This is a genomic window from Pannonibacter sp. Q-1 (assembly GCF_054073275.1).
The window spans coordinates 133,237-155,741 of record NZ_JBSXNB010000005.1 but is presented as its reverse complement, the minus strand read 5'-3'; the positions used below and the strand labels follow the sequence as shown (position 1 = coordinate 155,741).

Below are 22,505 nucleotides of genomic sequence, written 5' to 3'. Positions count from 1 at the left end.
GGGCGGGCTGCCTGTCATCCTGAGGTGAAGCCGGTTACTGCAGCAGCTTCAGCAGGTTTTCCGGCATCTGGTTGGCCTGGGACGCGGCAGCAACGGCGGCCTGCACCATCACGGAGGTGGCCGACAGCTTGGACTGCTCGGAAGCGATGTCCACATCGGCGATGGCCGACTGGGCTGCGTCCAGGTTCTCGATGCTGGTGGCAATCTGCGAGCTGCGGAACTCGAAGCGCGACATGATCGCACCCATTTCAGCGCGGGCATTCGACACCGTGTTGATGGCGGCATCCAGCGCGTCCAGAGCCGCTTCCGCACCGGTCTGCGTCGAGATGTCGAGCGTGTCGACCTCAAGGGCAGAACTGGTCAGGATGCTGAGCTTCAGCGTGATGGTGTCCGACGAATCCGAGCCGACGATGATCTTGGAACCGCTGGTATCTGCTTCGACTGCGGCGGTGCCGGTTGCCGTAAATGTGCCGGAACCATCATCCGTCAGGCCGAGGGTCGTCAGGTCAGCCGCCGTCAGTCCGGTGTTTGTGCCGCCGGCGGTGACGTTCGAGACGGAGATCGTGCTGGTTGCACCCTTCGTCTTGTCCGTCAGGACCAGAGCGCCGGTGTCGGCATCCGCCGAAGCTGTCACGCCGGTCTTGCTGGTCTGAGCATTGATCGCGGTGATCAGGTCGTCGATGGTGATTTCGCCGGCGGTGGTGGCGCCAACAGTCAGCTCGATGGACGTGCCCTTGAGATCAAAACTCAGCGTATCGCCATCATCACCGGCAATGCTGGCCGTCAATGTGGTGGTGGCAGTCGCCGCGGTTGCTGCCGTTGCGATGTCCTTGGTGAAGTCACTGGTGCCGTCAAGCAGGCTCTGGCCGTTGTAACGGGTGCTCGAGGCGATGCCGTCGATTTCGTCCTGCAGTTCGGCGAATTCGGCCTGGATGTAGGCGCGTTCGGTATCGGTCACGGTACCGGAGGCGGACTGCGAGGCCAGCACCTTCATACGTTGCAGGATGTCGCTGACGTTCGATGCGGCACCATCAGCCGTCTGCAGGATCGAGATGCCGTGCGAGGCGTTGGTCGAGGCCTGCTCGAGAGCGGCAACGTCCGACTTGATCTTGGTGGAGATCGCCAGGCCCGCTGCGTCATCGGAGGCCTTGGTGATCCGCGAGCCGCTGGCCAGCTTGGCCAGAGAGTCAGACTGGCTGGCCGAGTTGGAGTTCAGATAGCGAACAGCGGTGTTCGCAGCGGTGTTTGTCGTGATAACGGGCATGGACTACTCCTGATATCCTTGAATCCACGCCAAGTATTCGGGCGCGGTACGGACGCATGTCCTTGCGTCTGCCCATTTCAACGAATGAAGCTGCCAATTTCAGGCGCAGGAAAGAGCCTGCCTTCAGAGTTTTTCGTTAATCATTTGTAAACGAGGCAAGGATCTCCCCGGCACGATTACGCAAAAGATGGCGCAATTTCTGACGTCCCCGCTTCAGAAGAGACTCCACGGCGAAGACGGACGTTTCCATGATTTCCGCAATCTCGGCGTTGGACAGGTTCTCGTGATAGGAGAAGACAAGGGCAATCCGCTGAGGATCGGGCAGTTGCCCCATCGCCGCGCTCAACAGGAATGCGGCTTCCTCCTGCATCATCGCCTGGACCTGATCCGTGGCACGGTCGGCAATCTCGGGCGCAGCTTCCATGGCCTCGGTGCGCGGGCGGCGAAGCTGGTCGATGCAGCGGTTGGTGACAACGCGGAACAGCCAGGTGGAGAACCGCGCCTTGCCGGGCTGCCATTCCCCCCGCCTTGTCCAGACCTGCATGAAAGCATCCTGAACCACATCTTCGGCATCCGTGGGATTGCGCAGGATGCGAATGGCGACTGCGTAAGCCTTGTCGACATGACGTTCCACAAGAATGCGGAAAGCTTCATCGCTCCCGAGACCGATGGCATGGAGCAGTGCATCATCCGACGCATCCTGCAGGCGCGTCAAAGGATCCCTGTCATGCGCGCCTGTTGCCACTGCCGTCTGTCCAGCATCTCCGGGCCCTACCCCAGCCCGGGAAAGTGTTGCGAAGCCCATGCCCATACCCTCGGCTGCACCAGTCATGCGCGAACAAGGAATGCTGCGCTCCAGCCTATAACGGGGCAGGCTTTCCGATCAGGCGCAGAAAAAATACAAAAGCTCAATTTTTTCAAATACTTAGTGAGAATTTTTTGCCTATTTGCCCGGCAGTTTTTGCCGGGTATGCCGGCGAGAACAAAAAATGGGTGACCCGCCAAGGACTTGCGGAAGCCTGCCGGGCTGCAGGAATTGCCCCTCATGCGGTTTCCTTCCGGCCTATACCTTGCAAAAAAATCCGGATGCAGAGCGCCAGATGCTGTTTTCGCAGTGCGTGGTCGCGGAAAGGCTCCGCCTGTCCGCCGTGCGGCTTGAGGATGCCCAGAACCATGTCGAGGAAGATCTTGGCGGTCAGCATCGGATCCTCAACCGCCAGTTCTCCGGCGGCGGCCCGCTCTTCCAGCCAACTGGCCAGCAGCACCTGGGCCGCACGGCCGCCATGCTCGCGCATCAAGGGATTCAGGTCCGGATTGCGCGGCAATTCATGCATCATCATGTGCATGAAGTTGAACCGGTCGAGATCGCTCTCTGCGTCGAGGTCCAGCCGGACGATGGCGGCCAGCGCCTGTTCCAGCGCCAGATGGCTGTAGTCGCCGGGCAGGGCAAGCAGCGAGAAACGGTGCGAGGTGACGACGGCCGCAAAAAGGCTGGCCTTGGAGGGAAACAGCTCATAGACGGTGCGCTTGGATATGCGGCAAGCCTTGGCGACCTGCTCCATCGTCGTGCCGCCGTAGCCTTGAGCAGAAAACAGCGGCACCGCGGCCCGCACGATCATCTGCACCTGCACATTCCGGGGTGCCCCTGGCGGGCGGCCACGCTTGCGGACGGCTGGCGGGAGCCCGTCAGGCAAGTGTTGCGATGCAGGTTCCGGAAGCTCCCCCGTCACGCTGCCATTGCATAGCAGATCAGGGTGCGCAGCATTCCCCATCCTTACCATTTTCCGTCCATGTTACAAATAATGACACTTGGTCCCATTGACGAAGCATCGTCGAAAATTTAGGTACCATTGCGTTTCTTAATTCGACCACGGCGGTCCTGTCCATGCGTTCCGTGATTTCGTTAAAATTATCTTCCTCTTTGTTTCCAGACAGAAACAAAAGGCGCAAAATATCACTCCCATTGCTTCTGAGTGTTTCTGCACTCCTTGCGGGATGTGCCGTTGGTCCGGACTACGCCAGCCCCCAGATGACCTTGTCCGGGGCCTACAGCAATTCCGCCGGAAAGGATCAGAACCAGCGGGCCGAACTGGCGCGCTGGTGGGAGCGCCTGGGCGATCCGGTTCTGAACGAGCTGGTCGAAACCGCGATCCGGCAGAACCTTGATGTCGCCACGGCCAAGGCAAAGGTGCGGGAAGCGCGGGCGTCATATGCCAAGGATGCGGGCGGGCTTCTGCCCTCTGCCAATGGCTCCGGCAGCGCCAGCCGCTCCCGCTCCTCCGGTGACGCGCCGAAGATGAGCAATCTCTTCCAGGCCGGCGTCGATGCCAGCTGGGAGGTGGACCTGTTTGGCGCCAATGCCCGGACTGCAGAAGCCTCGCGTTATGGCCTGGACGCTGCAGAGGAAGATCTGCGTGCCACGATGGTTACGCTCATAGGCGACATCACCACCTATTACGCGCAGGCCCGCGCCTACCAGGCCCGCATTGCCCTGGCGCGGCGCACCGCAAGCTCCCAGACCGAAACCGTCCGGCTGACACAGTCCAGGTTCGACGCCGGCGCCGTATCGGCAGCGGATGTTGCCAACGCCACCGGACAGGCTTCGACGACCGAGGCGAATATCCCGAGCCTGCAGATATCCTATGCCGAATCCCTGCACCGGCTGGGTGTGCTGACGGGCGGGGAGCCTGCCTCTCTAGCCAGCGTGATGACCAAGAGCCGCCCTATTCCCCGGCCGAAGCTGCCGCTTCCCGTGGGCGTACCCGCAGATCTTCTCAACTCCCGGCCTGACCTGAAGGTGCTGGAGCGCAAGCTGGCGCAAGCCACCGCCTCCATTGGCGCTGCGGAAGCTGCGCGCTATCCGGCCATCAGCCTGACGGGCAACATCAGCACCTCAGCAGCCAAGACCGGAGATCTGGCGAAGAATTCCTCCATCAGCTGGTCCTTCGGCCCCACCCTCAGTGTGCCCCTGTTCAATGGCGGTTCGCTGGCCGCCGCCGTGGATGTCGCCAGAGCCCAGCGCGATGCAAACTTCCTGGCCTACCGCAAGGGCGTTCTGGAGGCGCTGGAGGAAGTCGAAAACGCACTGGTCAGCCTCAGTCGGCAGCGCCAGCGCACGGGCAAGCTTGTCACGGCGGCCAATGCCTACCGGCAGGCCGCAGATATTGCCCGGTCTCAGTACCAGGGCGGTTCCAGCAGCTTCCTGGATGTGCTCGACGCGGAGCGTTCGCTCTACAGCGCCGAAGATACCCTGATCACGAGCCAGCTTGCGATCGTGACCGCCTATATCAGTCTCAACCGCAGTCTTGGCGGGGGATGGGACGGTGCAGTTGACACAGCAACGCCAGCCGTCGTGGACGTCCGGACGGGCCCGCACCTGCGCAAGCTGGCAAAAGACAACTGATGCAGCGCCGGGCGCAAACCATGTGCGCTCCAGCCCTGCCCTGTGATGAAAGCAGTGTTCACGATGAACGCAACCAAACCGAGGAAGAAGGCGCGCTGGCTCCTCACGGCCGCCGTGCTGGCCGCTGCTGCGGGCGGCATCTACTACGCCCGTACCTCCATGCAGGCAGATACCGGGCCCACGGTCATGACCGCCCCCGTACGCAAGGGCACCATTGAGGAAACCGTGCTGGCGACCGGCATTCTGAAGCCGGCGAAGCTTGTGGCCGTCGGCGCACAGGCTTCTGGCCGCATCACCTCGCTGAAGGTGTCCCTTGGACAGGAATTGAAGGCCGGTGACCTCGTTGCCGAGATCGACGCCACGACCCAGACCAACAACCTGCGCACCTCGGAGGCAGCTCTGGCCAATGTGGAAGCGCAGCGGGTGGAGAAGGAGGCATCACTCAGGCTTGCCAACATCTCGCTGGAGCGCCAGCAGAAACTCCTCGCACAGAATGCCACCTCCAGGGCGGATTTCGATACGGCCGATTCGGAGGTGAAAACCATCGAGGCGCAGATCAAGGCGCTGGATGCGCAGATCATCGAGGCGCAGGTGGCCGTTGAAACCGCCAAGGCAAACCTTGGCTACACCCGCATCACCGCGCCGATGGACGGCACGGTTCTGGCCATCGTCAACCAGCAGGGCCAGACCGTGAATGCCACGCAGTCGGCCCCGACGATCATCATCATGGGCCAATTGGACGTGATGACGGTCAGGGCCGAGATATCCGAAGCAGACGTGGTGAAGGTGAAGCCGGGGGCAGAAGTCTATTTCAACGTTCTGGGCGCGCCGGACACGAAATATCAGGCGCATCTTGAGTCCATCGAGCCCGCGCCGGAATCGATCACCAGCGACAGTTCCGTCAGCGGCTCATCCACATCGTCCTCGTCCAGTTCCACCAGCACGGAAGCCATCTATTACAACGGCATATTCAACGTACCCAATCCAGACGGTCTGCTGCGCACCTACATGACGGCAGAAGTGACCATCGTGCTGGGCAAGGCGGAAAACGTGCCCGTGATCCCGGCAACCGCGCTGGGTGCCCGCAACGCGGATGGCAGCTACAGCGTTCAGGTCATGGGCGGCACCGGCACCATTGAGACGCGGCAGGTGAAAACGGGCCTCAATGACAAGATCACTGTCGAGATCATATCCGGCCTTGCCGAAGGGGAACGCGTGGTGACGGGCACGCTGGATGCCAGCGCCGTCTCAACCTTCACCCCAGGCGGCCCGCCAATGGGAATGTGAGGCCAGAAGATCATGCCGGAACCTCTGATCAGCCTCAAGGGCCTCACCCGCACCTTTCCTGCCGGGGACGGCGTGGTCGCAGTTCTCAAGGGGATCGACCTTGAGATCCGCAAGGGAGAGTTCGTCTCCATCATCGGCCAGTCCGGTTCGGGCAAGTCGACCTTGATGAACATTCTCGGCTGCCTCGATACCCCCAGCGGCGGCAGCTATCGCATTGACGGGCGTGAAACAGCCGATCTTCAGCCCGATGATCTGGCGGCTCTGAGGCGTGAAAAATTCGGCTTCATCTTCCAGCGCTACAATCTGCTGGCCGAGCTGACGGCGCTTGGCAATGTGGAGGTGCCTGCCGTTTATGCCGGGCTGACCCCGGCAGACCGGCGGCAGCGGGCGGCGGATATTCTGGAGCGGCTGGGCCTTGGCGACCGGATGGAGCACCGCCCGCCGCAGCTTTCGGGCGGGCAGCAGCAGCGCGTCTCCATCGCCCGTGCCCTGATGAACGGCGGCGACATCATCCTCGCCGACGAGCCGACGGGAGCGCTGGACTCCCGCAGCGGACAGGACGTCCTGGACATCCTGCGTGAGCTGCATGCCGAGGGGAAGACGGTCATCATCGTCACCCATGACGCCAATGTGGCGGCACTGGCCGAGCGCACCATCGAGATCCGCGATGGCGAGATCGTTGCCGATTACAGGCAGGACAAGCAGGCCGGTGCGGCAGCCGTTTCCGCCGGCCCGCAGGAGGCGCCGCACCGTTCGGTCCGGGGACTGACAGCCTGGGCGGACCGCTTCCGGGAGGCGTTCCAGATGGCCCTGCTGTCCATGAAGGCCCACAAGCTGCGCACCTTCCTGACCATGCTCGGCATCATCATCGGCATTGCCTCCGTGGTGAGTGTCGTGGCGCTTGGCGCCGGGACACGGGAGAAGGTGCTGGCCAACATCGCCAGCCTCGGCACCAGCACGCTGGAAATCTTCCCCGGCAAGGACTTCGGCGATGCGCGCTCCGGCAAGGTGACGACGCTGGTGATTTCCGACGCCAAGGAACTCGCCAGGCAGCCCTACCTGCGCGCCGTGACCCCGACCGTCTCGACCAGCGTCACCCTGCGCTATGGCTCGAAGGAGGCCTCCGCCCTCGTCAACGGGGTCAATTCCGCCTATTTCGATGCCAAGGGCACCAAGATTGCCACGGGCCAGTTTTTCGATGCACGCAGCGAGCACAGTCTCGATGCCGTGGCCGTCATCGACGAGAACACCCGCAAGACCCTGTTTGCCAATGAACCGGACGGAGCTGTCGGCAAGGTTCTGCTGATCAACAACGTGCCCGCCCGCATCGTCGGCGTGGCTCAGGCGCAGCAGGGCGGCTTCGGCGGCAGCCAGAACCTGTCGGTCTATCTGCCCTATACCACCGTGCAGGCGCGCCTGACCGGCTCCAGCACCCTGCGCAGCATCACCGTGCGGGTAGAAGACGACGTGGACATGAAGCTGGCCGAGCAGATGGTCACCGCCTTCCTGACCCAGCGCCATGGCATGAAGGACTTTTTCATCCTCAACACCGATGACATCCGCCAGTCGATCACCAGCACCACGGCGACGCTGACGCTGCTGATCGCCGCCATTGCGGTGATCTCGCTGATTGTCGGCGGCATCGGGGTGATGAACATCATGCTGGTGACCGTCTCCGAGCGCGTGTCGGAAATCGGCGTGCGCATGGCTGTCGGGGCGCGGCGGTCCGATATCCTGCAGCAGTTCCTCATCGAGGCCGTCACCGTCTGCATCATCGGCGGGCTGGCGGGCATCGCTACGGCCCTGAGTTTCGGCGCGCTCTTCCCGCTGTTCACCAGCGACTTTTCGCTGATCTTCTCCAATGCCTCGATTGCCTATGCCTTCGGAATCTCAACCCTGATCGGCATCGTCTTCGGCTTCCTCCCCGCCCGCAACGCCTCCCGCCTCGACCCCGTGGCGGCGCTGAGCAGGCTGTGAGCGATCAAGCCGGCTTCGTAACACGGCGGAGCGTCAGGTTGATGCGGCCGCCGTTTTTCAGAAGGGTGGAGGTGCCCGGATAGAGCCGGTCGATGCCGTGAAAGGCAAGCCGGGACGGGCCCTCCAGCAGCAGCACATCGCCCGAATTCAGCCGGAAGGAGCGGGTCGGGTCCTTGCGGGTGGGGCCGCCGATGCGGAAGAGGGCCGAATCGCCCAGCGAGACGGACAGAACCGGCGCCTCGAAGGTTTCCTCGTCCCGGTCCTGATGCAGGCCCATCCGGGCCGTTTCGTCATAGAAATTGATCAGGCAGGCTTCAGGCTCCGGGGCATCCGGGGCCAGCGTATGCCAGAGCTCCTTCAGCACATCCGGCAGGGGCGGCCAGGGCTTTCCCGTCACCGGATGCAGCGGCTGGTAGCGGTAGCCGCGAATGTCCGACACCCAGCCCAAAGGGCCGCAATTGCTCATGCGCACGGAAAAGGGCTTGCCGGTTTTCGGCATCACCGGACCGAACAGCGGCGCCTCGGCGACGATGGCCCGCAGTTGCTCCGCCAGATCTGCCTGTGCGGATAGATCCAGATGGCCGGGCAGGAAACGCACCCCCTCCGGCAGCGGGCTTTGCCGCTTGCGGGCACTTTCCGGTGCAGCGTTGTCCAAAGTCATTCCACAGTCTCCGGCAGCCAAAGAACGCAAGTCCGCAAGGCATGTAGCGATCCTTGCGCTGATAAGGGCTTTTGCACAGCAAGATCAGGCAGGCAGACGCCTTGCAGCAAGCCTGTCTCCCGCCTATATAGCGGTCAAGCTCAGTGCTGACAGGCGGAACAACCTGCTGACAGCCCCGGACAAGGCCAAGGGTCAAAACTCGTGATCAGGGCCTCAGGGATCAAAAGGGGCTTGGGCCAGTGCTCCCATGGCGGAGCATCAGGCCTTAAGCGCGCCGGCATCACTGATTGTGAAAGGGAGCCGGATTGACGCCGATACGGGTTTTTCCGGTTTGCTAGAAAGAGAGGAAGAAATGGCAAAGGTCATCGGTATCGACCTCGGCACGACGAATTCGTGCGTCGCCGTCATGGACGGCAAGGATGCAAAGGTGATCGAGAACTCGGAAGGCGCACGTACCACGCCCTCCATGGTCGCCTTCTCGGACGACAATGAGCGCCTCGTCGGCCAGCCGGCCAAGCGCCAGGCCGTCACCAACCCCACCAACACGCTCTTCGCAGTGAAGCGCCTCATCGGCCGCCGCTTCGATGATCCGACCGTGGCGAAGGACAAGGGCCTCGTGCCCTATGACATCGTCAAGGCGGACAATGGCGATGCGTGGGTTTCGGCCAACGGGCAGAAATACTCGCCCTCCCAGATTTCCGCCTTCATCCTGCAGAAGATGAAGGAAACCGCCGAGAGCTATCTCGGCGAGACCGTGACCCAGGCAGTCATCACCGTTCCGGCCTATTTCAACGACGCCCAGCGTCAGGCCACCAAGGATGCGGGCAAGATCGCCGGTCTCGAAGTCCTGCGCATCATCAACGAGCCGACCGCGGCCGCGCTCGCCTATGGCCTCGACAAGAACGATGGCAAGACCATCGCTGTCTATGACCTTGGCGGCGGCACCTTCGACGTGTCGGTTCTGGAAATCGGCGACGGCGTCTTCGAAGTGAAGTCGACGAACGGTGACACGTTCCTCGGCGGTGAAGACTTCGACATGCGTCTGGTCGATTACCTCGCGGCCGAGTTCAAGAAGGATCAGGGCATCGACCTGAAGAACGACAAGCTGGCCCTGCAGCGCCTCAAGGAAGCTGCGGAAAAGGCCAAGATCGAGCTGTCGTCCTCGTCGCAGACCGAAATCAACCTGCCCTTCATCACGGCAGATGCGTCCGGTCCCAAGCACCTGACCATGAAGCTGACGCGCGCCAAGTTCGAGAGCCTCGTCGAGGATCTGGTCCAGCGCACGATCGAGCCGTGCAAGGCAGCCCTGAAGGATGCCGGCCTCGTTGCCGGTCAGATCGATGAAGTGGTTCTCGTCGGCGGCATGACCCGCATGCCGAAGATCCAGGAAGTCGTGAAGACCTTCTTCGGCAAGGAGCCGCACAAGGGCGTGAATCCGGACGAAGTGGTGGCCATGGGCGCTGCCATCCAGGCCGGCGTGCTGCAGGGCGACGTCAAGGACGTGCTGCTGCTCGACGTGACCCCGCTGTCGCTCGGCATCGAGACGCTCGGCGGCGTGTTCACCCGTCTGATCGACCGCAACACCACGATCCCGACGAAGAAGAGCCAGACCTTCTCCACCGCCGAGGACAACCAGACCGCAGTGACGATCCGGGTGTTCCAGGGCGAGCGCGAGATGGCGGCCGACAACAAGATGCTCGGCCAGTTCGATCTCGTCGGCCTGCCGCCCGCCCCGCGCGGCGTGCCGCAGATCGAGGTTGCCTTCGACATCGACGCCAACGGCATCGTCAACGTGTCGGCCAAGGACAAGGGCACCGGCAAGGAGCAGCAGATCCGCATCCAGGCCTCCGGCGGCCTCAGCGACGCCGACATCGAGAAGATGGTCAAGGACGCCGAAGCCCATGCGGACGAAGACAAGAAGCGCCGCGAGCTGGTGGAAGCCCGCAACCAGGGTGAATCCCTGATGCATTCCACCGAGAAGTCCCTCAAGGACTACGGCGACAAGGTCTCTGCGGACGACAAGGCTTCGATCGAAAGCGCGATTGCCGCCCTGAAGACGGCTCTGACCACGGAAGACGTGGCGGACATTCAGTCCAAGACCCAGGCTTTGGCCGAGGTTTCCATGAAGCTGGGTGAAGCCATGTACAAGGCCTCGCAGGCGGAAGCCGAAGGCGGCGAAGACGCCGGTGCTTCCTCCGCGCAGGACGACGACGTGGTCGACGCCGACTTCGAGGAAGTCAAGGACGACAAGAAGTAAGTCACTGGCACGGCGCAGTTTCCTTATGGATCCGCGCCGTGCCGGCTTTCCAGCGGCAGCTGGCGGCGACCGGACCTGTCCGGCAGGCCGCTGGCGGTTGCGATGCAGGGCGTGATGCCTGCACCGTTTTTCCCCGATGATGCGCATGACGCGTGGCGGAGAACCTGTCTGAGGCCTGACGGATGGCCGGACAGAGGCGGATGGCAGGCCCCCTCAGGCAGATACCCAGCGGGCAGCAATTCATGGCGAAGCGCGACTTTTATGAAATCCTCGGTGTTGCGCGCGATGCGGACGAGAAGGTGCTGAAAAGTGCCTACCGGAAGCTTGCGATGCAGTTTCATCCGGACCGCAATCCGGGCGATGCCTCGGCCGAGGCCAGCTTCAAGGAAGTCAACGAAGCTTACGACATCCTGAAGGACGGCCAGAAGCGGGCTGCCTATGACCGTTATGGCCATGCCGCCTTTGAGAATGGCGGATTTGGCGGCGGCGGTGCCGGATTTGGCGGCGGCGGCGACTTCGCCTCCACCATGTCCGACATCTTTGAGGAATTCTTCGGCATGGGCGGCGGGCGCCGCTCGTCCGGCGGGCGCGAACGCGGCGCGGACCTGCGCTACAATCTGGAAATCACGCTGGAAGAGGCCTTCACGGGCAAGACCGTGGAGATCGAGGTGCCGACCTCCGTCACGTGCCAGCCCTGCAGCGGCTCCGGCGCCAAGCCCGGCTCCAGCCCCACCACCTGCCGCACTTGCGGCGGTTCGGGGCGCGTGCGGGCGGCACAGGGCTTCTTCACGCTGGAGCGCACCTGCCCGAGCTGTCAGGGGCGCGGCCAGGTCATCTCCGATCCCTGCCCGCATTGCTCCGGCGTTGGCCGGGTGACGCAGGAGCGCACCCTCTCGGTCAACATCCCGGCCGGCATCGAGGATGGCACGCGCATCCGTCTTGCCGGCGAGGGCGAAGCGGGCCTGCGCGGTGGGCCGTCGGGCGATCTCTATATCTTCCTGTCGCTGAGGCCGCATGAGTTCTTCCAGCGCGACGGGGCGGATCTTTATTGCCGCGTGCCCATTTCCATGACGACGGCTGCCCTTGGCGGCCAGTTCGACGTGCCCACCGTCGAGGGTGGCACGACACGGGTCAAGGTGCCGGAGGGGACGCAGAACGGCCGCCAGTTCCGCCTCAAGGGCAAGGGCATGCCGGTGATGCGCACCACGCAGCATGGTGACATGTATATTCAGGTCACGGTGGAAACGCCGACGAACCTGACCAAACGCCAGCGCGAATTGCTGGCCGAATTCGAAAAAGAAAGCTCTGGTGAGAACAATCCGGAGAGCACCGGTTTCTTTGCCCGCGTCAAGGATTTCCTCGACAACCTGGGCAATTGACCGCCGCTTTCAGTCAGGGCCCCGGAGGCTGACTGCCGCCAGGGGCCTTGAAATGGCCACTGTTGCCCGGCTAGATGTTTTTACCAATCTGACCGGAGGACATTATGGCGGCATTCAGGACGCTCGACGCTAAGCCCTTGAAGAAAAAGCTCAAGGACGAATTCCGCTTCTTCCGGAACTGGCTCGACAGCCCTCTGACGCTTGGTGCCATCTCTCCGTCCGGTCCCGAACTGGCCCGCCGGATCGCCTCCCTCGTGCCGGTCCGGCCCGATGGGCGCTATCTGGAGCTTGGCCCCGGAACCGGCGTGGTGACACAGGCCATCTTTGACCGCGGCATAACCCAGCCGCAGCTGACCGCGCTGGAATACACCAGCGAATTCTGCCGCATGCTGCGCGACCGGTTTCCCCGCATGACGACCATTCAGGGCGATGCCTATGCGCTGCGCGAGACGCTGGAAACGGCTATGCCTGTACAGAATGGCATGTTCGCCGGCATTGTCTCCGGCCTGCCGCTGTTCACCCAGCCGGTGGAAAAGAGAAAGGCGCTGATCCTGGATGCGCTCGATCTGTGCGAGCCGGGCGCGCCCTATATCCAGTTTTCTTACGCCATGGTACCGCCGGTGAAGCCGGAGCCGGGCGTTCTCAACCTCGACAAGACCGGCTGGATTTTTGCCAACCTGCCGCCGGCCCGCGTCTGGGTCTACCGCAAGCCGTAATCAGGCTCGCCGGCAGCTGGTGAACAGCCTGCCTTTGTGCTTGCGCTGCGGGTCCCTGCGATGGCAGGCTGCGCGAAATTTCTGTCGCCGACTGATCATGCCCCTTCTTCCCGGGGGTGTCCGGCTGCGGTGCGGCACCATGAGGAGACAGTATGCGCCATCCGAAGATTCTGGTTTTTTCAGGCTCCATCAGGGGCGGCTCGCTCAACACGCGCCTTGCAGGCCTTGCCGCCAAACGGCTGGCCCTGGCCGATGCGGAAGTGACGCGCATCTCGCTCGCCGACTACCAGATGCCGCTTTATGACGGCGATCTGGAACAGGAAAAAGGCCCGCCGGAAGCCGCCCGCAAGCTCAAGCGCCTGATGCAGGAGCAGCACGGCATCTTCATCGCCTGCCCGGAATATAATGCCGGGATCACGCCGCTTCTGAAGAACACACTGGACTGGATCAGCCGTGTGGGCGATCCGGGAGACGTGCCGGGCGCTGCCTTCAAGAACAGGGTGTTTTGCCTCGGCGCCGCCTCGCCCAGCGCACTGGGCGGCATTCGCGGGCTCATGGGCACGCGCACCGTTCTGGAAGTGGGCCTTGGTGCGCTGGTTCTGCCCGAGATGGCCATGGTGCCGGATGCAGGCTCTGCCTTTGATCCGCAAGGCAATCTCGTCAACGAAAAGGCATCGCGCGCCCTGGATGCCGCCGTGCAGCGGCTGATCCGCGAAACCCGCGCCCTCGTCTGACCCGGCTTCGCCGCCACGCGCTTTTCACCGGCCGGTCAGGTCCGTGAAAGCCTGCCGCTTGGCGGATGGGGTTTTCCCTCCTAAATAGAAGACAACGCTGGCGGCCCTGCGGCCGCCTTTCTTTTGGCGATGCAAGCCAATCATCTGCAGGATCGGACAAGGCATGAGTTCAGAACACGGCATGGGCACCTGGCACGGCACCACCATTCTCATGGTGCGCAAGGGCGGCAAGGTGGTGATTGCCGGTGACGGGCAGGTCTCGCTGGGCCAGACCGTCATCAAGAACACCGCGCGCAAGGTGCGCCCTCTGGCCAAGGGCACCGTCATCGGCGGTTTTGCCGGGGCGACGGCGGACGCCTTCACCCTGTTCGAGCGGCTGGAAGCCAAGCTGGAACAGTATCCAGGCCAGCTGATGCGCGCCTGCGTGGAACTGGCCAAGGACTGGCGCACCGACCGCTATCTGCGCCGCCTCGAAGCCATGATGCTGGTGGCCGACAAGGATGTGTCGCTGGTGCTGACCGGCACGGGCGACGTGCTGGAGCCGGAAGGCGGCGTCATGGGCATCGGATCGGGCGGCAACTACGCACTCGCCGCCGCCCGTGCGCTGGTGGAAACGGACTTTGATGCAGAGACCATCGCCCGCAAGGCCATGGCCATCGCGGCAGACATCTGCGTCTACACCAACGGCAATCTGACGATCGAAAGCCTCGGCAGCACCAGCTGATCCCTCCCCTTCACCGGATACCCACAGATGACCAACGAGGCCTTCACACGGGAGGATCTGCAGGGCGCGGTGCGCGCCGGCATCCTCTCGCCGCCGCAGCTCGAAGCGCTCTCCACCTATCTGGAGGGATTGCGCCAGCCCTCCATCTCAAGTGTGGATGCAGAGGAACTGCGCTTCGTGCGCGGCTTCCATGACATCTTCATCTCCATCGGCCTGCTGACCCTGCTGTTCGGCCTGTTTTTCTTTTTGACCTTCTCCCGCAACTGGGGCCTGAACTTCTCCGTTCAGGCACTGGCCATCTGGGGGCTGTCAGAGGTTTTCGCCCGGCGCATGCGCCTTGCTCTGCCCTCCTTCATCCTGTCGATCCTGTTCCTGCCTGCAACCCTGCTGGCGGTGATTTTCGTTGCGGCGCAGTTTGCGGGAGGATCATCTTCGGATGCATCACAGAAGTTCCAGACCGCGCTGGATGCACTCCCCGGTTCCGCGCTCGTGCTGCTGACAGTGGCTGCAACGGCCATCGCCGCGCTGCATTACTGGCGCTTCCGCGTCCCGGTGGGCGTGTCGGTCATCTGTGCAGGGGTGATCTGCAGCCTGCTGGCAACGGTACATGCCATTGATGAGACCTTCGTCGGCAACTATCTGCCGTGGATCAGCCTCGGCGCCGGTCTTGCCGCCTTCACTGCCGCCATGCGCTTTGACAGCCGTGACCTGACACGGCGCACGGCCAACAGCGACAAGGCCTTCTGGCTGCATTTTCTGGCAGCTCCCCTGCTGGTGCATTCGACACAGCTCCTCCTGCTGTCCGGCCTGGACAGTTCGGGCGCAGGCGACATCCTGCAGGCGGTGGTGATGCTGTCGCTGGTGCTGATGCTGGCCTTTGTCGCCGTGCTGGTCGACCGGCGGGCGATCCTCGTCTCGGGCCTCGGCTACTTTGGTGTGGCCGTCAGCATGCTGCTGTGGAGCGCGGAAGTTTCCAACATGGCCGGCACGTCCATCACGCTGCTGGTGCTGGGCAGCTTCATCCTGCTGCTGGGCTCCGCCTGGGTGCCCGTGCGGCGGCGGCTGGTTGCGCCTTTCACCGGCACGCGCCTGATGCGTTACGTGCCTGCCGCCCAATGATCCTGATGACTGAAAGCTGACACGATGACCAATTTTTCACCCCGGGAAATCGTCTCCGAGCTCGACCGCTATATCGTCGGGCAGAAGGATGCCAAGCGCGCCGTGGCCATCGCCCTGCGCAACCGCTGGCGCCGCCAGCAGCTGGAAAGCCCGATGCGCGAGGAGGTTCTGCCGAAGAACATTCTCATGATCGGGCCCACGGGCGTCGGCAAGACCGAGATTGCCCGCCGTCTCGCCCGCCTCGCCAATGCGCCCTTCGTCAAGGTGGAAGCGACCAAGTTCACCGAGGTCGGCTATGTCGGCCGCGATGTGGAGCAGATCGTCCGTGACCTCGTGGAGGCCGGCATCACGCTGGTACGCGAGCTGCGCCGCGAGGAAGTGAAGGCCAAGGCCCATGTGCTGGCGGAAGAGCGGGTGCTGGATGCGCTCGTCGGCAGCAGTGCCAGCCCGGCCACCCGTGACAGCTTCCGCAAGAAGCTGCGCGAGGGCGATCTTGATGACAAGGAAATCGAGATCCAGGTCCGCGCCCAGCCGCAGATGCCCAGCTTCGAGCTGCCCGGCATGCCCGGCGCCAGCGTCGGCGTGATGAACATCTCCGATATTCTCGGCAAGGCGCTTGGCGGCCAGACCAAGCCGCGCCGCGTGACGGTGAAGGAATCGCACGACATCCTCATCACCGAGGAGTCCGACAAGCTGCTGGACGAGGAAAAGGTCGTGCGCGAGGCCATCAGCCTCGTGGAGAATTCCGGCATCGTCTTCCTCGACGAGATCGACAAGATCTGTGCCCGCGATGGCCGCACCGGCGGGGATGTGTCGCGCGAGGGCGTGCAGCGCGACCTGCTGCCGCTGATCGAGGGCACGGTCGTGTCCACCAAGCACGGCCCGGTAAAGACCGACCACATCCTCTTCATCGCCTCCGGTGCCTTCCACGTGGCCAAGCCTTCCGATCTTCTGCCGGAGCTGCAGGGCCGCCTGCCGATCCGCGTCGAGCTGAAGGCGCTGACGCAGGAGGACTTCCGCGCCATTCTGACCGAGCCGGAAGCCAGCCTCATCAAGCAATATGTGGCGCTTCTGGGCACCGAAGGGGTGGAATTGAGCTTCGCCGATGACGCGATTGACGAGATCGCCACCATCGCCGTCGATCTCAATTCCAGCGTCGAAAACATCGGCGCCCGGCGCCTGCAGACCGTGATGGAGCGCATTCTGGACGAGGTGTCCTACACCGCACCGGACCAGTCCGGCAGCAAGGTGGAGATCACGGCGGACTTCGTGCGCAGCAACATCGGCGAGCTGGCGAAGAATGTCGATCTGTCCCGCTTCATCCTCTGAGGCCGCAGCGATGCATCACAACTTTTGCGTCATGCACAGGCACGGCCATTTGCCGCGCTTGCAGGCGGACGGGCCAGATGGCAGCATGCGGCCATGGTAGCGATCCGCAAAAGCTTTGAAGAAGGGCACAGGCGCAAATTTCTGGTGGTCGTGGACGACACACCGGAATGCGACCGTGCCATCATTTACGCCGCAAAACGCGCCGCCCGCACGGGCGGCGTGGTCACCCTGCTCTTCGTCATTGCCCCCGGCGATTTCCAGCACTGGCTGGGCGTCGAGGACATCATGCGCGCCGAAGCGCAGGAAGAGGCGGAGAAAACCCTCGCCAGGGCCGCTGGCCGGGCCCGGGCTGTGGCCCGCACCGAGCCGGAACTGGTCATCCGCGAGGGGAACAAGTCCGACGAGATCGTCAAGCTGATCGAATCCGATGACGACATCGCCATTCTGGTGCTGGCGGCCGGCATGAGTTCGGAAGGCCCCGGACCGCTGGTCACCTCCATTGCCGGCAAGGCAGCCGGCAATTTCCCGATCCCCGTCACCATCGTGCCGGGCAATCTGGGTGATGACGAGATCGCCGCCCTTGCATGAGGGCGGACGAAGCGCCAATTCTTCTGCCGGACGCGCGCGGATGTGCTTGACCTGTGGTCAAACGCACCTAAGTAGTTTATAAAGATTCCAATCTGGGGCGCGTCCGGCAAGCCGTTACCGCCAGTCGAAGAGACCTTGCCCCGACGATCGACTGAGGATCAGACCCATGTTCATCCAGACCGAGGCAACCCCGAATCCCTCGACCCTGAAGTTCCTGCCCGGCCGCGTCGTGCTGCCGGAAGGCACGCATGATTTCCGCTCGGCCCATGACGCTGCCGCCTCGCCGCTGGCGCAGCGCCTGTTCGACGTGCCGGGCGTATCGGCCGTGTTCTTCGGCCATGACTTCATCACCGTGACCAAGGACGACACCGACTGGCAGCACATGAAGCCGGCCATCCTGGGCGCGATCATGGAGCAGTTCATGTCCGGCCAGCCCGTGATGCAGATGGGCGGCAATACGGATGACGGCGTGGACGGCGAGGAGTTCTTCGACGCCGCCGACGAAGAGACCGTCACCGTGATCAAGGACCTGATCGAGACCCGCGTGCGCCCGGCTGTGGCACAGGACGGCGGCGACATCACCTTCAAGGGCTTCAAGGAAGGGATCGTCTACCTGTCCATGCGCGGCGCCTGTGCCGGCTGCCCCTCCTCCACCGCGACACTGAAGCACGGCATCCAGAACCTGCTGCGGCATTTCGTGCCCGAGGTCGAGGAAGTCCGCGCTCTGTAAGCCGGTTCACCGAAAGCTGCTCTCGACAAGCGGGGTTCGGGCCACTACAGCAATCCGGATGCAGCAGCCGCTGCATCCGGATTTTCTTTAAGCCGCACCCCAGTCCGGTGCCGCTCCAGTAAGCCTTGCGGAGGCCGGGACAGGCGATGACCCGACTGCTTGCCATCGATACGGCCCAGGCCAATTGCGCGGTTGCCGTGCTGACGCTGACAGACGGCGGCGAAACGCTGGTGTCCCGCAGCGAGGCCATCGGCCGGGGCCATGCGGAAGCCTTGATGCCGATGATCGAGGCGGTGATGGGCGAAGCGGGCGTCACCTTTGCGGATATTGACCGGATCGCCGTCACCTGCGGTCCCGGCAGCTTTACCGGGCTGCGGGTCGGCCTGTCCGTTGCCCGCGGCTTTGCGCTGGTGCGGCAGATCCCGGCCATCGGCATTTCCGTCCTCGACGGCCTTGCCGCCGAGGCCCGGGCAGAGGCGGAAGGCCGGCCCGTTCTGGCCGTGCTGGAAGCCCGCGAAGACGAAATCTACGCAGCCTTTTACGATGAAACGGGCCATCCGGCAGGCGAGCCGGAGGTGGCCTTGCGGCACGATCTGGCGGGCCGCATCACGCCGGACATGGTGCTGACCGGTTCGGCAGCACCTGCTTTGGCGGATGCCTGCGGCCTTGCCGGGGTGAAGGTGCATGGCGCGGCCAGCGTGCCGGACATCGCTACGGTGGCGCGGCTCGGGGCGGCGGCACAGGCCAGCGGCCTGCCGCCGGTGCCGCTTTACCTGCGCCCGCCGGATGCCAAGCCGCAGCTCAAAGGGAGGATCGAGCGGATATGAGTTTCTGGTGGTTCTGGTCTGCCCCGCCCGTGATTGAGCCCGTCGAAGACGAGGATCTGCCGCGCCTTGCGGATATCCACGCCAAATCCTTTGCCCATGGCTGGGATGAAGACGAACTGGCGCGCCTGCGTTCGCAGGACGGTGTTCTGATGCTGCTTGCCCGCCGCGCCAGCCCCTATGGCACGCGTGCGCCCGTCGGTTTCGTCATCATGCGCCAGGTGGCCGATGAAGCGGAGGTGCTGACGCTGGCCGTCGATCCGCGCCAGCGCGGGCGCGGCGTTGCCCGCAGGCTGATGCAGGAAGCGATGTTCCGCCTTTATGGCGAGCGCTGCGCCAGCGTCTTTCTGGAGGTGGACGCCGCCAATGAAGCCGCGCTGCATCTTTACCGGAGCCTCCGGTTCCAGCAGGTGGGCGAGCGCAAGGGCTATTACCGGCAGAGCGAGAAAGACGGGACTGCGCTTGTCATGCGCGCCGATCTTGGCTAATCGCTCAAGACAGGGTTCAACGCGGAAGGAAGGGGTCAGGCATGTCCGGTGACCGGCAAAACTCGCTTGCCGATCAGTGCATCGCCAAAGGCATGCGCATGACGGAGCAGCGCCGCATCATCGCCTCCGTCATCGAGGAGGCGACGGACCATCCGGATGTGGAGGAACTCTACCGCCGTGCTTCCGCGCTCGATGCCCGCATTTCCATCTCCACCGTCTACCGTACCGTGAAGCTGTTCGAGGATGCCGGCATCATCGAACGGCACGATTTCCGCGACGGGCGCTCACGCTATGAGACCGTGCCGGACGAGCATCACGATCATCTGATCGACCTGCGCAACGGCACGGTGATCGAGTTCCGCAGCGAAGAGATCGAAGCGCTGCAGGAGTTGATTGCCAAGCGGCTCGGCTACCGGCTGGTGGACCACCGGCTGGAGCTTTACTGCGTGCCGCTGGCGCCCAAGGCTCCGGAGGGCGGCGATGCAGCAGAGTAAGGCGGTCTGCGTCATCTTTCTGCTGACAATCGTCTCCCTGATCCTCATTCCGCTGCAGTGGCTGGCGATGAAAGCCGGTCATCCGGTGCAGCGGCAGCTGCCGTATCTGTGGCACCGCATTGCCACAAGGCTTGTCGGCATCCGCATCACGCAGAAGGGCAAGCCCGCCACCCACCGGCCGCTGCTGATCGTCGCCAATCATGCGTCCTGGGTGGACATCACCGTTCTGGGCGCCGTGATGCCGCTGTCCTTCATTGCCAAGTCGGAGGTCGAGGGCTGGCCCATCCTCGGGCTTTTCGCCAAGCTTCAGCGCACGGTTTTCGTCAACCGCACCCGCCGGACCGAGACGGGGGCTGTCGCCAGCCAGATTGCCGGACGCATGGCCAGCGGCGATGCCATGGTGCTGTTTGCCGAAGGCACATCCAACGACGGCAACCGGGTTCTGCCTTTCCGCTCGGCCCTTCTGGGCGCAGCCACAAAGGCGCTGGAAAATGGCGCGCCGGTTGAGGTGCAGCCGCTGTCCATCGTCTATGCCCGCCAGCACGGCATTCCGCTGGACCGGCGCACCCGTGCGCGCATTGCCTGGTATGGCGACATGGAGCTGGGCGGCCACCTGTGGGGCGTGTTCTGCAATGGCGCCATCGATGTGGAGCTGACCTGGGGCGAGCCGGTTGAAGTGAGCCCCGGAACCGACCGCAAGGCCCTGACCGCGCGCCTTCACGCCGATGTGGAGCGCATGACCATTACCGGGCTGACGGGCCGCGAGCCGCTGGATCCGGAGGCCGGTGAGGCTGAAGTTCCGGCCAGCGAAGCAACACAATGACGCCTCGCCTATTCTCAACGGCGGTAAAAGCGGCTAAAGCTGGCGGAAATCGAGGGCGGCCTCTCCTGTGACGGCAAACCGTCACATGGCCCCTGTATATCTGATCTGCGCGAGCCCGCGTGATGGCATTGACCGTCCGGGCGCCGTGAGGAGCTCATGACCCAGCGTTCCAGTGAACTGCATCCGGCCAGCCCGGCCCATTCCCACACCAATGGCAGCCAGACGGCGGGCGGCGAAGGCTCTGACGACGCTGTGGTCAGCCGGCGGGCGGAAGGCAGTGATCAGGACGGCATGAAGAAGGTCTTCGTGCGCACCTATGGCTGCCAGATGAATGTCTATGACAGCGACCGCATGGCCGATGTGCTGGGCCCGCAGGGCTACCGCACCACGGACAGCATGGATGACGCGGATCTGGTGATCCTCAACACCTGCCACATCCGCGAGAAGGCTGCCGAGAAGGTCTATTCCGAGCTTGGCCGCATCCGCAAGCTGAAGGACGAGCGCGGCCCCGGCGGCAAGCCGCTGATGGTGGGCGTTGCCGGCTGCGTGGCGCAGGCGGAGGGGCAGGAAATCGCCCGCCGCGCGCCCGTCGTGGACATGGTCTTCGGCCCGCAGAGCTATCACCGCCTGCCGGATCTGATCGCCCGCGCCTCACGCGGGGAAAGCGTGGTCGAGACCGAATTCGAGATCGAGGACAAGTTCGAGCACCTGTCGAAGGAAGCGGCAAAGCCGGGCCTGAAGCGGGCGCCTTCTGCCTTCCTGACCGTGCAGGAAGGCTGCGACAAGTTCTGCACCTTCTGCGTCGTGCCCTATACGCGCGGCTCGGAAGTGTCGCGCCCGCTGGCCCAGATCCTGCGCGAAGCGGAACAGATGGCCGCACAGGGCGTGCGCGAGGTGACGCTGCTGGGCCAGAACGTCAACGCCTGGCATGGCGATGGCCCGGACGGAAAGCCCCTCGGCCTTGGCTATCTGCTGCGGCGCCTTTCCGAGATTCCGGGGCTCGACCGGCTGCGCTACACCACCAGCCACCCGCGCGACATGGATGACGAACTGATCGCCGCGCACCGGGACCTCAAGGAACTGATGCCCTATCTGCATCTGCCGGTGCAGTCGGGCTCCGACCGGATACTGGCGGCGATGAACCGCCGGCACACGCGCGACGACTATTTCCGCCTCATCGACAGCATCCGCGAGGCGGCGCCGGGTCTGGCGCTTTCGGGTGATTTCATCGTCGGCTTCCCCGGCGAGACGGATCAGGACTTTGCGGACACGCTGGATCTGGTGCGGCGCGTGGAATATGCCGCCTGCTTCTCCTTCAAATACAGCCAGCGCCCCGGCACGCCGGGGGCAACCATGGCAGATCAGGTGCCGGAGAACGTGAAGACCACCCGGCTGCTCGAGCTGCAGGGGCTGCTCGCCGATCAGCAGCGCGCCTTCAACCGGTCCCGCGTCGGCATGCGGATGGACGTGCTGTTCGAGAAGGTTGGGCGCATGCCCGGCCAGATCACCGGCAAGTCCCCCTGGCTGCAGCCGGTGCAGGTGGACGGGCCGCAGGATCTGATCGGCACTATCCAAACCGTGGAAATTTACGACACAGGCTCCAATTCGCTGTTCGGACGGCTGATTGCAGGGCACACTGATGCTCAGCTCAGTTCCACGAGCCCTGCCAAGGAGGCGGCCATTGACGCGTGACAGCCAGACAACGCTT

Annotated in this window: 21 protein-coding genes and 1 pseudogene; 17 read left to right on the top strand and 5 right to left on the bottom strand. The window is 63.7% G+C overall.

All coding sequences use genetic code 11. From position 1 onward, the window contains the following. Positions 1-34 precede the first annotated feature (34 nt). The 4 genes and pseudogenes from ACVNHC_RS15635 to ACVNHC_RS15620 form a co-directional block, all read right to left on the bottom strand. Positions 35-787 carry a flagellin gene (locus ACVNHC_RS15635; RefSeq protein ID WP_457168257.1) on the bottom strand — a complete coding sequence of 251 codons (753 nt, stop codon included), beginning with the start codon at positions 785-787 and terminating at the stop codon, positions 35-37. A 47-nt stretch (positions 788-834) separates the two neighbouring features. Continuing rightward, positions 835-1,264, bottom strand: a pseudogene (locus tag ACVNHC_RS15630) (flagellin); the annotation flags it as partial. A gap of 136 nt (positions 1,265-1,400) precedes the next feature. Further along, a complete protein-coding gene (locus ACVNHC_RS15625) occupies positions 1,401-1,979 on the bottom strand; it encodes an RNA polymerase sigma factor (protein ID WP_244274513.1) in 579 nt (192 codons plus the stop codon). 328 nt (positions 1,980-2,307) lie between these two features. Next, a complete protein-coding gene (locus ACVNHC_RS15620) occupies positions 2,308-2,883 on the bottom strand; it encodes a TetR/AcrR family transcriptional regulator (protein WP_160318748.1) in 576 nt (191 codons plus the stop codon). A 266-nt stretch (positions 2,884-3,149) separates the two neighbouring features. Between ACVNHC_RS15620 and ACVNHC_RS15615 the strand changes: the two genes are divergently transcribed. From ACVNHC_RS15615 to ACVNHC_RS15605, 3 genes are all read left to right on the top strand, one after another. After that, positions 3,150-4,667 carry an efflux transporter outer membrane subunit gene (locus ACVNHC_RS15615; RefSeq protein ID WP_457167911.1) on the top strand — a complete coding sequence of 506 codons (1,518 nt, stop codon included), beginning with the start codon at positions 3,150-3,152 and terminating at the stop codon, positions 4,665-4,667. 63 nt (positions 4,668-4,730) lie between these two features. Continuing rightward, positions 4,731-5,954, top strand: a complete 1,224-nt coding sequence (locus ACVNHC_RS15610; RefSeq protein WP_457167909.1) for an efflux RND transporter periplasmic adaptor subunit — start codon at positions 4,731-4,733, stop codon at positions 5,952-5,954. 12 nt (positions 5,955-5,966) lie between these two features. Further along, positions 5,967-7,931: a MacB family efflux pump subunit gene (locus ACVNHC_RS15605; RefSeq protein WP_457167907.1), complete on the top strand. Its 1,965-nt coding sequence runs from the start codon at positions 5,967-5,969 to the stop codon at positions 7,929-7,931. Positions 7,932-7,935: 4 nt separating this feature from the next. On the opposite strand, the gene ACVNHC_RS15600 is transcribed toward ACVNHC_RS15605, so the two are convergent. Continuing rightward, positions 7,936-8,592, bottom strand: a complete 657-nt coding sequence (locus ACVNHC_RS15600) for an alpha-ketoglutarate-dependent dioxygenase AlkB family protein (protein ID WP_457167905.1) — start codon at positions 8,590-8,592, stop codon at positions 7,936-7,938. A gap of 352 nt (positions 8,593-8,944) precedes the next feature. Between ACVNHC_RS15600 and dnaK the strand changes: the two genes are divergently transcribed. The 14 genes from dnaK to miaB all read left to right on the top strand — a co-directional run bounded on the left by dnaK (position 8,945) and on the right by miaB (position 22,489). After that, on the top strand, positions 8,945-10,849 hold the full coding sequence (gene dnaK, locus ACVNHC_RS15595; protein WP_050473450.1) for a molecular chaperone DnaK: 1,905 nt from the start codon (positions 8,945-8,947) through the stop codon (positions 10,847-10,849). A gap of 242 nt (positions 10,850-11,091) precedes the next feature. Next, positions 11,092-12,228: a molecular chaperone DnaJ gene (dnaJ, locus tag ACVNHC_RS15590; RefSeq protein ID WP_050473452.1), complete on the top strand. Its 1,137-nt coding sequence runs from the start codon at positions 11,092-11,094 to the stop codon at positions 12,226-12,228. A gap of 104 nt (positions 12,229-12,332) precedes the next feature. Next, positions 12,333-12,944 carry a class I SAM-dependent methyltransferase gene (locus ACVNHC_RS15585; RefSeq protein WP_050473454.1) on the top strand — a complete coding sequence of 204 codons (612 nt, stop codon included), beginning with the start codon at positions 12,333-12,335 and terminating at the stop codon, positions 12,942-12,944. 152 nt (positions 12,945-13,096) lie between these two features. Continuing rightward, on the top strand, positions 13,097-13,678 hold the full coding sequence (locus tag ACVNHC_RS15580; RefSeq protein WP_055454534.1) for an NADPH-dependent FMN reductase: 582 nt from the start codon (positions 13,097-13,099) through the stop codon (positions 13,676-13,678). Between the two features lie 163 nt (positions 13,679-13,841). Continuing rightward, positions 13,842-14,402: an ATP-dependent protease subunit HslV gene (hslV, locus tag ACVNHC_RS15575; RefSeq protein WP_282097451.1), complete on the top strand. Its 561-nt coding sequence runs from the start codon at positions 13,842-13,844 to the stop codon at positions 14,400-14,402. A gap of 27 nt (positions 14,403-14,429) precedes the next feature. Beyond that, complete coding sequence (locus ACVNHC_RS15570; protein ID WP_457167901.1) at positions 14,430-15,521, top strand: hypothetical protein; 1,092 nt, start codon at positions 14,430-14,432, stop codon at positions 15,519-15,521. Positions 15,522-15,545: 24 nt separating this feature from the next. Then, positions 15,546-16,850, top strand: a complete 1,305-nt coding sequence (gene hslU, locus ACVNHC_RS15565; protein WP_050473459.1) for an ATP-dependent protease ATPase subunit HslU — start codon at positions 15,546-15,548, stop codon at positions 16,848-16,850. A 93-nt stretch (positions 16,851-16,943) separates the two neighbouring features. Next, positions 16,944-17,438 carry a universal stress protein gene (locus tag ACVNHC_RS15560; protein ID WP_019963771.1) on the top strand — a complete coding sequence of 165 codons (495 nt, stop codon included), beginning with the start codon at positions 16,944-16,946 and terminating at the stop codon, positions 17,436-17,438. 166 nt (positions 17,439-17,604) lie between these two features. Further along, entirely contained in the window at positions 17,605-18,168 is a 564-nt protein-coding gene (locus ACVNHC_RS15555; protein WP_050473461.1) for a NifU family protein, read from the top strand. Between the two features lie 146 nt (positions 18,169-18,314). After that, the gene (gene tsaB, locus ACVNHC_RS15550) at positions 18,315-18,995 is read left to right on the top strand and encodes a tRNA (adenosine(37)-N6)-threonylcarbamoyltransferase complex dimerization subunit type 1 TsaB (RefSeq protein WP_186414894.1); all 681 of its coding nucleotides are present in this window, start codon (positions 18,315-18,317) and stop codon (positions 18,993-18,995) included. Beyond that, positions 18,992-19,480, top strand: a complete 489-nt coding sequence (gene rimI, locus ACVNHC_RS15545; RefSeq protein WP_050473464.1) for a ribosomal protein S18-alanine N-acetyltransferase — start codon at positions 18,992-18,994, stop codon at positions 19,478-19,480. Before tsaB ends, rimI begins: the two co-directional genes overlap by 4 nt. A gap of 41 nt (positions 19,481-19,521) precedes the next feature. Next, complete coding sequence (locus ACVNHC_RS15540) at positions 19,522-19,974, top strand: Fur family transcriptional regulator (RefSeq protein ID WP_050473465.1); 453 nt, start codon at positions 19,522-19,524, stop codon at positions 19,972-19,974. After that, positions 19,961-20,797 carry a lyso-ornithine lipid O-acyltransferase gene (gene olsA / locus ACVNHC_RS15535; RefSeq protein ID WP_058898249.1) on the top strand — a complete coding sequence of 279 codons (837 nt, stop codon included), beginning with the start codon at positions 19,961-19,963 and terminating at the stop codon, positions 20,795-20,797. Before ACVNHC_RS15540 ends, olsA begins: the two co-directional genes overlap by 14 nt. A gap of 291 nt (positions 20,798-21,088) precedes the next feature. Beyond that, positions 21,089-22,489: a tRNA (N6-isopentenyl adenosine(37)-C2)-methylthiotransferase MiaB gene (gene miaB / locus ACVNHC_RS15530; protein ID WP_457168256.1), complete on the top strand. Its 1,401-nt coding sequence runs from the start codon at positions 21,089-21,091 to the stop codon at positions 22,487-22,489. Positions 22,490-22,505: the final 16 nt, after the last annotated feature.

What these genes read in the sequence shown, in the direction of transcription:
- ACVNHC_RS15620 (WP_160318748.1), bottom strand. Translation starts at nt 2,883, where the DNA reads ATGATCGTGCGGGCCGCGGTGCCGCTGTTTTCTGCTCAAGGCTACGGC.
- ACVNHC_RS15615 (WP_457167911.1), top strand. Translation starts at nt 3,150, where the DNA reads ATGCGTTCCGTGATTTCGTTAAAATTATCTTCCTCTTTGTTTCCAGAC.
- ACVNHC_RS15610 (WP_457167909.1), top strand. Translation starts at nt 4,731, where the DNA reads ATGAACGCAACCAAACCGAGGAAGAAGGCGCGCTGGCTCCTCACGGCC.
- ACVNHC_RS15605 (WP_457167907.1), top strand. Translation starts at nt 5,967, where the DNA reads ATGCCGGAACCTCTGATCAGCCTCAAGGGCCTCACCCGCACCTTTCCT.
- ACVNHC_RS15600 (WP_457167905.1), bottom strand. Translation starts at nt 8,592, where the DNA reads ATGACTTTGGACAACGCTGCACCGGAAAGTGCCCGCAAGCGGCAAAGC.
- dnaK (WP_050473450.1), top strand. Translation starts at nt 8,945, where the DNA reads ATGGCAAAGGTCATCGGTATCGACCTCGGCACGACGAATTCGTGCGTC.
- dnaJ (WP_050473452.1), top strand. Translation starts at nt 11,092, where the DNA reads ATGGCGAAGCGCGACTTTTATGAAATCCTCGGTGTTGCGCGCGATGCG.
- ACVNHC_RS15585 (WP_050473454.1), top strand. Translation starts at nt 12,333, where the DNA reads ATGGCGGCATTCAGGACGCTCGACGCTAAGCCCTTGAAGAAAAAGCTC.
- ACVNHC_RS15580 (WP_055454534.1), top strand. Translation starts at nt 13,097, where the DNA reads ATGCGCCATCCGAAGATTCTGGTTTTTTCAGGCTCCATCAGGGGCGGC.
- hslV (WP_282097451.1), top strand. Translation starts at nt 13,842, where the DNA reads ATGAGTTCAGAACACGGCATGGGCACCTGGCACGGCACCACCATTCTC.
- ACVNHC_RS15570 (WP_457167901.1), top strand. Translation starts at nt 14,430, where the DNA reads ATGACCAACGAGGCCTTCACACGGGAGGATCTGCAGGGCGCGGTGCGC.
- hslU (WP_050473459.1), top strand. Translation starts at nt 15,546, where the DNA reads ATGACCAATTTTTCACCCCGGGAAATCGTCTCCGAGCTCGACCGCTAT.
- ACVNHC_RS15560 (WP_019963771.1), top strand. Translation starts at nt 16,944, where the DNA reads ATGGTAGCGATCCGCAAAAGCTTTGAAGAAGGGCACAGGCGCAAATTT.
- ACVNHC_RS15555 (WP_050473461.1), top strand. Translation starts at nt 17,605, where the DNA reads ATGTTCATCCAGACCGAGGCAACCCCGAATCCCTCGACCCTGAAGTTC.
- tsaB (WP_186414894.1), top strand. Translation starts at nt 18,315, where the DNA reads ATGACCCGACTGCTTGCCATCGATACGGCCCAGGCCAATTGCGCGGTT.
- rimI (WP_050473464.1), top strand. Translation starts at nt 18,992, where the DNA reads ATGAGTTTCTGGTGGTTCTGGTCTGCCCCGCCCGTGATTGAGCCCGTC.
- ACVNHC_RS15540 (WP_050473465.1), top strand. Translation starts at nt 19,522, where the DNA reads ATGTCCGGTGACCGGCAAAACTCGCTTGCCGATCAGTGCATCGCCAAA.
- olsA (WP_058898249.1), top strand. Translation starts at nt 19,961, where the DNA reads ATGCAGCAGAGTAAGGCGGTCTGCGTCATCTTTCTGCTGACAATCGTC.
- miaB (WP_457168256.1), top strand. Translation starts at nt 21,089, where the DNA reads ATGAAGAAGGTCTTCGTGCGCACCTATGGCTGCCAGATGAATGTCTAT.